This is a genomic window from Magnetococcales bacterium, from assembly GCA_015231925.1.
Classification (GTDB): domain Bacteria; phylum Pseudomonadota; class Magnetococcia; order Magnetococcales; family JADGAQ01; genus JADGAQ01.
On record JADGAQ010000134.1, the window covers coordinates 1 to 11,685 of the forward strand.

The 11,685-nt window shown below is 62.1% G+C and carries 7 protein-coding genes; 3 read left to right on the forward strand and 4 right to left on the reverse strand.

Features of this window, described 5'->3' with window-relative positions:
- Nucleotides 1–101: 101 nt before the first annotated feature.
- The 3 genes from HQL56_13790 to HQL56_13800 all read right to left on the reverse strand — a co-directional run bounded on the left by HQL56_13790 (nucleotide 102) and on the right by HQL56_13800 (nucleotide 8,299).
- Nucleotides 102–2,300: a response regulator gene (locus HQL56_13790; GenBank protein ID MBF0310592.1), complete on the reverse strand. Its 2,199-nt coding sequence runs from the start codon at nucleotides 2,298–2,300 to the stop codon at nucleotides 102–104.
- 129 nt (nucleotides 2,301–2,429) lie between these two features.
- Nucleotides 2,430–5,153: a response regulator gene (locus tag HQL56_13795; protein ID MBF0310593.1), complete on the reverse strand. Its 2,724-nt coding sequence runs from the start codon at nucleotides 5,151–5,153 to the stop codon at nucleotides 2,430–2,432.
- Complete coding sequence (locus HQL56_13800; protein MBF0310594.1) at nucleotides 5,150–8,299, reverse strand: CHASE domain-containing protein; 3,150 nt, start codon at nucleotides 8,297–8,299, stop codon at nucleotides 5,150–5,152. Before HQL56_13800 ends, HQL56_13795 begins: the two co-directional genes overlap by 4 nt.
- Before the next feature lie 220 nt (nucleotides 8,300–8,519).
- Between HQL56_13800 and HQL56_13805 the strand changes: the two genes are divergently transcribed.
- Nucleotides 8,520–8,801 (forward strand): pyrimidine/purine nucleoside phosphorylase, encoded by a 282-nt coding sequence (locus HQL56_13805; GenBank protein MBF0310595.1) that lies wholly within the window; start codon nucleotides 8,520–8,522, stop codon nucleotides 8,799–8,801.
- 273 nt (nucleotides 8,802–9,074) lie between these two features.
- Here HQL56_13805 and HQL56_13810 read toward each other — a convergent pair whose 3' ends face one another.
- On the reverse strand, nucleotides 9,075–10,451 hold the full coding sequence (locus HQL56_13810; protein ID MBF0310596.1) for a DegQ family serine endoprotease: 1,377 nt from the start codon (nucleotides 10,449–10,451) through the stop codon (nucleotides 9,075–9,077).
- A 479-nt stretch (nucleotides 10,452–10,930) separates the two neighbouring features.
- On the opposite strand from HQL56_13810, the gene HQL56_13815 reads away from it, so the two are divergent.
- Both HQL56_13815 and HQL56_13820 read left to right on the forward strand, forming a co-directional pair.
- Nucleotides 10,931–11,143: a cold-shock protein gene (locus HQL56_13815; GenBank protein ID MBF0310597.1), complete on the forward strand. Its 213-nt coding sequence runs from the start codon at nucleotides 10,931–10,933 to the stop codon at nucleotides 11,141–11,143.
- Nucleotides 11,144–11,309: 166 nt separating this feature from the next.
- The gene (locus HQL56_13820; GenBank protein ID MBF0310598.1) at nucleotides 11,310–11,561 is read left to right on the forward strand and encodes a UPF0175 family protein; all 252 of its coding nucleotides are present in this window, start codon (nucleotides 11,310–11,312) and stop codon (nucleotides 11,559–11,561) included.
- The last annotated feature ends 124 nt before the right edge of the window (nucleotides 11,562–11,685 follow it).

Here is an 11,685-nt window from a genome sequence, read left to right on the forward strand (position 1 = left end):
CGTCCCCAACCCCCTGCTGGGGACCATGATGGTCCCCAGACCCCTGCAATAATGTAAAATTGAAACAGAAATGGAATAACCCAGGCCCCCCGAATCCGCCCTCACCCCGGCGCCGCCCGAGCCTCGGCGCTGAGGTAGTTGCGGATGTCCACCGCATCGACCTGCTCCGGCGGCAGATAGGTGTCGGCGTAGTCCTGATAAACCCCGCTGGTGAGGAACAGATCGAACAACTCCCCGTCCAGATGCTGGTCCTTGACCATGAAGGACATGATCTTCAAGGCTTCCGACAGGGTTTTGGCTTTTTTGTAGGGCCGGTCGGAAGCCGTCAGCGCCTCGAAGACATCGGCGATGGCCAGCATCCGCCCCTGCACCGGTTGCTGCTCCCGGCCCAAACGGCGCGGATAGCCCTTGCCGTTCATGGTCTCGTGATGCGCCCCGGCAAACTCGACGATGTTGTTGAGCCCCTTGGGAAAAGGCAGTTGCGACAACATGATGATCGAATAGATGACGTGTTCGTTGATCTTGTACCGCTCTTCGTCGTTCAACGTGCCCCGAGCGATACGCAGATTGTACAACTCGCCATTGTTGTAAAGATGCTCCGGTGCCGGCAGACGAATACCCAGCGCCTCGGGATCGTAGGAGAGAGGCATCTCCTCCCGCGAGATGAGGTGCCAAGGCTTGTTCGACAGCAACAGCTCCGTCGCCGGCAACGGCTGCGGCGCACTGTTCTTCAGGCGGTCCAGCTCCACATGGGATAGTCCCAGCCGGTCGTCGAAGGTGCGCTGCCAGGTGCGTTTGGCAATGTTATCCAGCCGCTCCAGAAGCGCCGGGGCCATGAATTCACCCCCCACGTTGCACTGTGCCAGGAAGGCGAAATCGGCCTCCAGTTGGGCGAATGCCGCCGCCTTCTCCGCTTCGATGCGTTCCCGGTCCGCCCCCGGCTCCATCTGCTGTTTCAGCGCCGCGATCTCGCAATCCCGACGCAACACCTCGAAGCGGGTGCGAATCTCGTGAATGCGGTTGTAGAGGGTCTCCAGCTTGGTGCCCTTGTCCACCACGAACTCCGGCGTGGTCACCTTGCCGCAGTCGTGCAACCATCCCGCGAGATGGAACGACTTCCACTCGCCCGCCGTCATGGTGAAGTCGGCGAAGGGACCCTCCGTCGCCCGACAGGCCGCCTCCGCCAGCATGCGTCCCAACTCCGGCACCCGCTCGCAGTGGCCCCCGGTATAGGGCGATTTGGCGTCCACCGCGCTGGCGATCAGCTTGATGATGGCCTCGAAGAGCTTTTCCAGTTCGAGAATGAGGTGGTGGTTGTCCAGAGCGATGCCCGCCTGCGCCCCCATGGCCTCGGCCACCTGGATCAGCTCATGGTTGAACGGCACCACCTCTCCGGTAAGGGGATCCTTGCAGTTGATCAGTTGCAACACCCCGACCGGCGTTCCGGTACGCGATTTCAGGGCAACCGCCAGCATCGAACGGGTGCGGTACCCGGTGGCCTCGTCGAACTTGCGCACCCCGGAGATATCGAAGGGATCACTCGCCACATACAGATCGTCCAGGCAGACGCTCTCCCCGGAAAGGGCCACATGCACCGCGATATAATGGTGATTCTCCTTGCCCGTCACCGCGTCCCGGAAAGGCAGGGTGGACATGGGCAGCGCGTCCTTGCGGGAGCGGATGGAAAAGGCCAGGCTATCCTCTCCGGTACACAGATAGAGGGTGGCCGCATCGGCGTGGGTCAATTCCATGCCGCCGCGATGAATCATCTCCAGCAACCGGTCGGTATCCCGCTCCTGGGTCAGGGCCAGCCCCAGTTCCACCAGTTTCTTCAGCTTCTCCTGGGAGATCATCAGCTCCCGGGTTCGTTCCGCAACCTTGCTCTCCAGCAGGCTGTTCTGGTTCTGCAACTGATCCCGCGCCACCTTCAAGGCCAGGTGGGTGCGCACCCGCGCCGAGAGGATCGGCGGGCTGATGGGCTTGGTGATGTAATCCACCGCTCCCAGGGCCAGTCCGCGCTCCTCGTCATCGACTTCACTCCGGGCGGTCAGAAAGATCACCGGAATGTGGCGCGTGGTCTCCTCGGCCTTGAGCTGGCGGATCACCTCGAAACCGTCCATGCCGGGCATCATGACATCGAGCAGGATCAGATCCGGCGGGGTCTCCCCCCGGACGATCTTCAGCGCCCGCTCCCCGCTGTTGGCCACCCGCACCTTGTAGTCGGTCTTGAGCAGTTCGTGGACCAGAGTCAGGTTGTCCGGGGTGTCGTCCACCACGAGAACGGAATGTTTTTCAGACAGGGGATTCACGGCAATCACCTCCAAAATCGCGCAGGCCTGCCTCAGACTATCCTACCTGGTGGACTATTGCCAGTGGACTTGGCCCGATGCGCCTGGTGACCGTCGGAGGTTCGAGCCATTGGATAGGGTTCACCCCGCCGCTTCGGGCAGGTACCGCGCCACACACTCCAGAAACTGACGCTTCTTCACCGGCTTGGCCAGATGGGCGCTGCAGCCCGCCTCCATGGCGCGGGCCACATCCTCGGAGAGGGCATAGGCGGTCAGGGCGATGATCGGCGTGGGCAGGCGGTTCCGCCGGCTCTCCCACTCCCGCAGATAGCGGGTGGCGGAGAGTCCGTCCATCTCGGGCATCTGCACATCCATGAAAACCAGATCGAAGCTTTCCGTCTGAAATTGTTCCACCGCCTCCCGGCCATTTTCGGCGAAGACCACCTGGTAGGGACTCCTCTCCAGATAGGCGGAAAGCAGCAGGCGGTTGTCCAGCGCGTCTTCCGCGACCAGCAGCCGCACGGGTTGGCCGGGATCTCTGCCCCGGCTGGGCAGACGCCGGATCAGGGCATGCAGCTCCCGGCGTTTGACGGGTTTGAGCAGACAGGCGGCGATGCCCAGCTCCCGACATCGCTCCTCGTCCCCCTCCTGCCTCGACGAGGAGAGCATCAGGATCAGCGGCGGGGCGATCCCCTCCCGCCGCAAGCGCTCCACCACCGTGAAACCGTCCATGCCCGGCATCATCCTGTCCAGCAGCAGCAGATGGATATCCCGACGGGATTGCCGGGCCAACGCGATCGTTTCCAGGGTTTCGGCCCCATCCTGAGCCTCGATGATCTCCGCACCGCTCTCCCGGAAGCTTTCGTGCAGGATGAAGCGATTGATCTCGGAGTTGTCGGTTATCAGAATGCGCAGCCCCGGAAAATGGGCGTTACCCTCTTCGGCGGTGGCGGAACGTATCCCGGAGGCCTCCCCTTCCAATCCGACGGAAAAGAAGAAGAGGCTGCCCTGCCCGACCCGGCTCTCCACCCGCAACTCTCCTCCCATGGCCTGAACCAGCCGGCGGGAGATGGCCAAACCCAGTCCCGTACCACCGTAACGCCGGGTGATGGAACTGTCGGCCTGAGAAAAGGGGCGGAAAATGGACCGCAACTTCTCTTCCTCGATGCCGATGCCGCTATCCTGAACCGAAAACTCCAGAAGCGGCGGCAGCCCCTGCCGCCGATTCAGGGTCAACGAGAGAACCACCCGCCCGCTTTCGGTGAATTTGATCGCGTTGCCCAACAGGTTGATCAACACCTGGCTGATGCGCAGGGGATCGCCCGTCATGCGTGCGGGAACCTCCTCGTCCAGGCGTACCTCCAGCGGCAATCCCTTGGCCTGGGCCCGCAGGGCGATGATCTCGGTGGTGGTGTTCAGAAGCTGACGCAGATCGAAGGAGGTATGCTCCAGGACCAGCTCCCCCGATTCGATCTTGGCCATATCCAGCACATCGTTGATCACCGAGAGCAGCACCTCTCCCGCGCCGCGAAAGATCTGCACGTAGCGCCGTTCGGTCTCGTCCAGATCCCGCTCCCAGAGCAGCTCTCCCATGCCGAGAACGGCGTTGAGGGGGGTACGGATCTCATGACTCATGTTGGCCAGGAATTCGCTTTTGGCCCGATTGGCCGCCTCCGCCTCCTGTTTGGCCTTGCGCAGGCTCTCCTCGGCCAGAAGCCGTTCCGTTACATCCCGCGCCGCCGCATAGACCAGACGGTTCTGGTAGGTGGTGGAACGCCATTCGATCCAACGATAGCTGCCGTCCCGGCAGCGATAGCGGTTGGTGAAATTCAACACCGGGCGACCCGCCGCGAGGGTCTCCATGGCCGCCAGGGTGGCGGAAAGGTCGTCGGGATGCACCAGTTCCAGAAAACGTTTGCCCTCCAATTCGGCCAGCGAGTAGCCTAACGTGCCTTCCCAGGAGGGATTCAGTTGCAGAAAACGGCCCTCCATATCGGCGATGCAGAGCAGGTCCAGGGTCAGGCTGAAAAACTGGTCCATCTCCTCCCGCAGAAGCTGCAGGCGCCCGTCCACGGCTTTGCGTTCCGTGATGTCCTCCACCGCAGCCACCAGGTGGGAGGGTACGTCACCCATGGCCGGAATGCGGGAGGCGGTGACCCGACCCCACACGATGCGCCCATCCCGGCGGCGATAGCGTTTTTCCAGCTGAAAGGAGGCCACGCGCTGTTCCAGCAACTGCCGGATCTTCTCCTCGCTGGCGGCCAGATCCTCCGGCGCGGTCACCGCGCTCAGGCTCAAACCCACCAGCTCGTCGGGATGGGTGTACCCGATGAAGTCGGCAAAAGCCTGGTTGGCGGCAATGATGCCCATGCGGCCCGGATCGAAGCGAACCATGCCCACGCCCACATTGTCCACCATGGCCCGAAACCAGGCTTCGCTCTGTTTCAGGCGGGTCAGGGTCTGTTCCTGGGCCTGACGCAACCGGTGGAGTTCCAGAAAAACGCTCGCCTTGGCCAGCAGGATCTTTTCGTCGAAGGGCTTTTCCAGATAATCGACCCCACCGGCTTCGTAAGCCAGATTGCGGTGTTCCAGATCGGTGAAGGCCGCCGTGAGAAAAAGAATGGGAATATGACGGGTCTGATTGAACCCCTTGAGCAGGACGGCCAGTTCGTAGCCGTTCATGCCCGGCATGTCCACGTCCAACAGGATCAGGGCCATATCGGTTTCCACCACCCGGTTGAGGGCCTCGGCTCCGGAGGAGGCGGTGAAAATGCGCGCCGGAAGCGGCTGCAGCAGTCGCTCCATGGCCATCAGATTGGCCGGCTTGTCGTCCACCACCAGAATCGAGGCCAATGGCAGGGTCATGCCCTCTCACCCTTCCTCAACAATTCGTTCCGATCGCCGGCTGACCAGCGTTCCACCAGGCGGTACAACGCTTCGGGATTGAGCGGTTTTTGCAGACAGGCATCCACGCCCTGTTCGAGAAATCGCTCCACACTCCCGAAAGGAGACACGGCCAGTATCAGATAATGCGACTCTTTGTTCCCCCCGGAAAGGGATGACAGCCACCCGGCCCCCTCTCTCTCCAGCAGAACGCCGTCCACCAGAATGACGTTGACTTCCGGGTGTTCCTGCAGACGCCTCCGCGCCTGCGCCACGGAAGCGGCGATCAGCAGATTCTCCAGCCGGGGTTGCAGGCGCATGGCCAGGGTGAAGGCTTCGGGGAGATCCTCCTCCACCAGCAGCATTGCCACGGGACGTCCCATGAGTCGCAAAGGCCCGGCGACGGGGAGCGCCGGTTTCACGGCGCTGAGGTCGGGAAGCGCCGGAACGATCTCCGGCAGGGGGGAGCCCTCCGGCAGGACAAGCAGGGTTTTCATCAGCTCGAAGAGTTTCCCGATCTCGACCGGTTTGGCCAGATAGGCGCTGGCCCCCGCATTCAGACAGCGTTCCCGGTCACCCGGCATGGCCTTGGCCGTCAGGGCCACGATGGGCAGCCCCGCAAAACGGGGTTGGCGGCGAATGGCCTCGATGGTGCGGTAGCCGTCCAGAACGGGCATCATGATGTCCAGCAGGACCAGATGAATGCCGGGAACCTTCTCCAGACAGACGAGAACCTCCTGGCCGTTGCCGGCGTAAACGACCTCACCCACCCGCTCTTCCAGCAGTCGCCCGATGGCGTACCGGTTGCGCAGGTCGTCGTCGGCCACCAGCACCCGTACCCGCGCATCACGAAACGGTTCGACCTCGCGGGCTTCCGCTGTCGGAGCCGGCGACGCGCTTTCCGGCATCGGGAGACGCACCTTTTCCGGGAAGGGAAACTTCTCCGGCAGCAGCAGCGAAAAGGCGCTGCCCAAACCGGGGCGGCTCTCCACGACGACCTCCCCGCCGATCAGGCGGGCATAACTGCGGGAGATCGACAAACCTAGTCCCGTGCCGCCGTATCGGCGACCGGTCGCGCCGTCCACTTGCCGGAAGGTTTCGAAGATCTCTTGCTGCTGCGCCTCGGGAATGCCGATACCCGTATCACTCACCGTCAGGGCCAGTCGTCCGTTGCCCCCCGGCGTGACATCCGCAACGCGATGGATGCGGAAAAGCACCTCACCCCGTTCGGTGAACTTGAAGGCGTTGGCCAGCAGGTTGCGCAGAATCTGCATCACCTTGCCGCGATCGGTCATGAGGCCCGAGGGCAGGCCCGCCTCGCACTGCATGCCCCAGTTCAACCCCCTGGAGAGGGCCACGTGACGGAACTGCCGGTCCAGATTCTCCAGCAAGGTTTCGAAGGAGGTCCATTCGGCCACGACCTCCATGCGTCCGGCCTCCACCTTGGAGAGGTCGAGAATATCGTTGATGAGTTGCAACAGGTCGGTACCGCTCTCGTGGATGACACGCAGCGACGCCACTTGTTCCGGGGTGAGGTTGGCGTCGCCGCTCAACAATCGGGAGAGAATCAACAAACTGTTGAGGGGGGTGCGCAGTTCGTGGGACATGTTGGCCAGAAACTCCGATTTGGCCCGATTGGCCGACTCGGCGGCCTGCTGGGCCTCCCGGATGGCCTGCTCGACCCGCCGACGGGCGGAGATGTCGCGAAAGGTGCCGTAAACCCCCACGAAGCGTCCCTGCTCGTTGCGATGGACGCCGACATAGACCTCCACCCAGAGGGTCTCGCCGCTGCGATGCAGACCGGCCACCTCGTCCCGAATGAACTCCCGGCGGCGGTCGGCCAGCATGGCGAAGTGTTGCAGAAATCGGGGCCGATGATCCGGGTGGATATACTCCTGAAACGGGCGCCCCAGAACCTCGGTCACGTCGTAACCGGAAATCTCCCGCCAGGCGGGATTGAGATAGCTCCAGCAGCCGTTGGCATCCAGCTGGAAGATGCAGTCCCGGACGTTGTCCACCATCTCCCGGTAGCGCGATTCCGCGCGGGTCAACTCGTGTCCGATGCGTTGCGCCTCCTGCAGCATGCGCTCCTTCTGCCCGCTCAGGGAGCGGAACATGACGAACAGCAGCAGATCGACCACCAGACCCAGCAGGCCCACCAGCAACGGCTGGTCGGAATCCGTGGTCCGTTGGAAAGCGGGCCGGCTGCGGAACTGCGCCAGCCAGGTGCGCCCCGGCACGGCGAGCAGCCGCTCCTCCTGATACCGGGCCGTGGTGGCGATGTCCGCCTCCTCATCCACCGTGGAGAAGAGCAGGCTCGGCTCTCCGGGTACGGTGCCGTCGAAAAGATCGAAATCGAGATCGGGAACGCCGTGTCCCAGAATGCCCCGCATCAGGTCGGCCATGCGAAAAGCGCCGTAGACAAAGCCCCGCAGAGCCTTGCGGCGCTCCTCCACGTTGCCCGCCGGCCACCCCTCCCGGTAAACCGGAAGGTACATCAGCAAACCGGCCTGCGGATTGCGGTCACTCTCCTGAACCAGGATCACCCGTCCGGAAAGGGCCACCTGCCCCGTATCCCGCGCCCGGTCCATGGCCGAACGACGCACCCTTTCGGAGTACATGTCGTAGCCGAAAGCCCGCAGATTGGCATCCCGAAAGGGTTCCAGATAGAGAATGGCGCTGTACAACTCCCGCTCGCCTTCAGGATGAACGGTATAGTCGGGAAAACCCTCCGCCCGTACCTGCCGAAGATGCGCCTCCCGCTCGGCGGGCGGGATCATGAGGGCGAAACCAAGTCCCTGGATACCGGGCCAGAAGGTTTCGAGATGCAGGGTATCCACATAGTTGCGCCATTCCCGGCGGGTAACCTCGCGCGAGGCGTTGAACAGCCCCTCCCCTCCGCGCAGCACCTGTTCGTACTCCTGCATGCGTTTGACGATCGCCACGCGCGCATCGTCCACCAGGAAGGTCATGCGTTCTCTCGCCCGGGTTTCCACCGAATCGGAAGCGACGCGCCAGCCCACCCCCGTCAGCACGGTGGCCGCCACCAGAACAACCCATGCGGTGGCCCGACTGTTCACCAGCCTCGATACAAGAGTGAGACCCGTCCCCTGATGCGGATCGTTCACAGCGGTTTCGTCCACTTCCGATAAGATGACGATGGGCGCGATTCGTCCCTATTTTTATGTACATTCAACTCTTTTGCATTTTTATTTTTCTTGGGATGAAGATACCTCCGTTGGGCTCGGCATTCAAGCTCCAACGACGGGCAGCAATTGACAGGATGCGGGAGATGGGATTATTGATCGGGCGGTTGGGGGCCGTCATTCACAAAGGAAGGAGAAACGGGTGTTCAAGGTCAACGAGTATTTCAACGGTACGGTCAAGTCCATCGCCTTTCAAACGGCCACGCTGCCCGCCACGGTGGGAGTGATGGCGCCCGGCGAGTACGAATTCGGCACCTCTCAAAAGGAGACCATGAGTGTGATCAGCGGGGAGCTGGTGGTGCAACTGCCGGGGGAAACGGACTGGCGGCATTTCGGGCCGGGATCGGGCTTCGTGGTGGAAGCCGGACGGACCTTTCAGTTGCGGGTGACGGTGGATACCGCCTATCTGTGTCTTTACGGCTGAGATAGACGGGGGTTGATTCGGGTTCGCTTCGAGCGTTCTGTTCGAACAGCCCGAGCTGCGTCCGGGTGGCGCGTTCAAGGAGGGGGAGGATGAGTCCCTCCCCTGGCCCCCTCCGGCGGGTCGAGGGAGACAGGGTTTGGAATCGGTGCGACGTTGGGCATTTCACCTATTGGTCTCGACCCGCCAAAGGCCACGTCAACACCTCGGGGCTCCGCCCCGAACCCCGCCGGGGGGGATAATCCCCCCCGGACCCCGGTATGACTGAAAGGATTCCTAGCGCTGCACCGCCACGAACAGCGGCTTGTTGTCGCGCAGAATGCGCACCAGCACCGTCTTGCCGCTGCCCAAACTCTCCAGTGCCTTGTTGTAATCAGCCACCGTGGCCACCGCCCTGGAATTGAGATCGACGATGACATCCCCCTTGCGAATGCCGGCGCGGGCCGCCGCGCCATCGGCATCGACACCCACCACCACCACCCCTTTGACCTCGTCGCCGATGCCGTTGGGACGTTTGGGCATCTCCGACAGGGTATGCACCTTCATCCCGAGGGGATCGGACTTGCCGGGGGCGGCTTTCGCGGTTGAGGTGGCCTCTTCCGGCGGCATTTCCGCCACCTTGACCTTCAGCGTCTTGGCCGCGCCATCGCGCAGTATCTCCACCGCAACCGTCTCACCCACCAGCGTGGAGGCCACCGTCGCCGGCAGATCCTTCATTTTGTGAATGGCTTTGCCATTGAATTTCAGAATGACATCCCCCGGCTTGAAACCGGCATCGTGGGCCGGGCCGGGTTGATTGACCTGGGAGACCAGGGCTCCCTTGGGTTCGTCCAGACCCAGCGCGGTCGCCAGTTCGGGCGTCACCGTCTGGATGCCCACCCCCAGCCAGCCGCGCGTCACCCGACCGGAGTCCTTGAGCTGGCTGACCACGCTTTTGGCCATGTTGATGGGAATGGCGAAACCGATGCCCATGTAACCCCCGGAACGGGAGTAGATGGCGGTGTTGATGCCGATGACCCGCCCCTCCAGATCGAAGAGGGGACCGCCGGAGTTGCCGGGATTGATGGCGGCGTCGGTTTGCAGAAAGTCGTCGTAAGGACCGTTGCCGATGGAACGCCCCTTGGCGGAGAGGATACCCACGGTCACCGTGGCCTCCAGCCCGAACGGATTGCCCACCGCGATCACCCAGGCCCCCACCTTGATGGCCGCGGAGTCACCCAGCTTGGCCTTGGGCAGCTTCTGATCGGTTTCGATGCGAATCAGGGCCAGATCGGTCTTGGCGTCGCTGCCGATGACCTTGGCGACGTACTCCTTTTCATTGGAAAGCCGCACCTTGATCTCGTCGGCATCTTCGATGACGTGATGGTTGGTCAGGATGTAACCCTCTTCGTCGATGATCACCCCGGAGCCCATGTTGCGGCTCTGCTGGTCCTTCTGGGGCATGCGGTCCAGAAAGGGCTGGAAGAAATCTTCGAAGGGGCTGCCGTGAAAAGGATTCTGCAGCTTGTCGGTCAGTCCGCCGAGAACCTTCTTGCTGGTGACGATATTGACCACCACCGGTTGCAACTCCTCCACCAGTCCGGTGAGATCGGGCATCTCCCGGGCCCGCCCCGGCGGAACGATGACCAGTTGGACCAGCAGAAGCAGCGCCATCAGCCCTGCCGAGGCGTACCAAGCCCTCCCCCTCTTCCCGCTTCTCCCATCCGGGACCGTCCGGAGACAAACTGCCTTTTGCATGTGGAGATCTCCCTTGCATCCGTTGATGTCGATCCGTGCAATCCACCGGGACGCGCCCAGTCACCTACCATAGATGGCCATTCCGCCCGCCACATGCAAGGCCCCCGCGACGCCTGAGAGCCCATTGCAAAAAAAGCTTCCACTCCGGACGATTTTGTTTGACAGCCCGCCGGCGGTCGTGTTTAATGGCTACCAGCATGGCAGTATTGAAAAGCATAGCCCAACGTGGAGCAAAAGCACATTGTCGTTATCGAACCTGCGGTACAGTTCTCGGATTCCCTCGCGGTTTTCAGACTCCAACGCACACAGTCCGGACAAACACAGCTTTCAGGCCCATTTCTTGGTTCTATTGAAATCCGCTGCCACACCCATCAAAACTTTTTTGGAGAAAAAACATGGCAGCTCGTGAGACAGGAACTGTGAAATGGTTCAACGAGAGCAAGGGTTTCGGCTTTGTGGAACGGGCCAACGGCAAGGGTGATGCTTTCGTGCATCATTCCGGCATCGCCGGCTCCGGTTTCAAGACCCTCGCCGAGGGTCAGAAGGTCGAGTTCACCATCACCCAGGGTGACAAGGGTCCCAAAGCGGACAACGTCATCGCCCTGTGAGTCAAAAAGCTTTTGCCGCCGCCCCACGGGGCGGCGGCAAATCGCCCCTTCGAATCCCCCCGGTCGCACCTCTGCTGCACCCTTTCAAGCTCACCTCCTCGTTTGAGTTTTCCTTTGGGCAATTCCCTCCTCTTCCAGATTGTGATCGTGCTTGGGAAAAATGACCATGACGACCGTGACGATGGAAATACCGGCAGATATCCTATCCGTTTTGCGCCGCTCTCCTGAAGAATTCGTATCGGAGATGCGCCTGGCCGCCGCCGTGCAATGGTATGCCCAGGGCTGGATCGCCCAATCCAAAGCGGCAGAGTTCGCTTCGGTGAGTCGGGCCGAATTCCTGGACGAACTCTATCGGCGCCGCATTCCCGCCGTGCAAGTCACCAGGGAGGAGTTGCGGGAGGAGTGCTTCGGTGATTGAGCAACTGGTCACCAATACCTCCCCGCTGATTCTCCTCGGGCGGATTGATCATTTGTGGCTGCTCGGTAACTACGGGGGTTCGGGGGGGATTATCCCCCCCGACGGGTCCAGGGCAGCGCCCTGG

Excerpts from the sequence above, each read along its gene's own strand:
- HQL56_13795 (MBF0310593.1), bottom strand. The coding sequence starts at position 5,153 with ATGACCCTGCCATTGGCCTCGATTCTGGTGGTGGACGACAAGCCGGCC.
- HQL56_13815 (MBF0310597.1), top strand. The coding sequence starts at position 10,931 with ATGGCAGCTCGTGAGACAGGAACTGTGAAATGGTTCAACGAGAGCAAG.
- HQL56_13810 (MBF0310596.1), bottom strand. The coding sequence starts at position 10,451 with ATGGCGCTGCTTCTGCTGGTCCAACTGGTCATCGTTCCGCCGGGGCGG.
- HQL56_13820 (MBF0310598.1), top strand. The coding sequence starts at position 11,310 with ATGACGACCGTGACGATGGAAATACCGGCAGATATCCTATCCGTTTTG.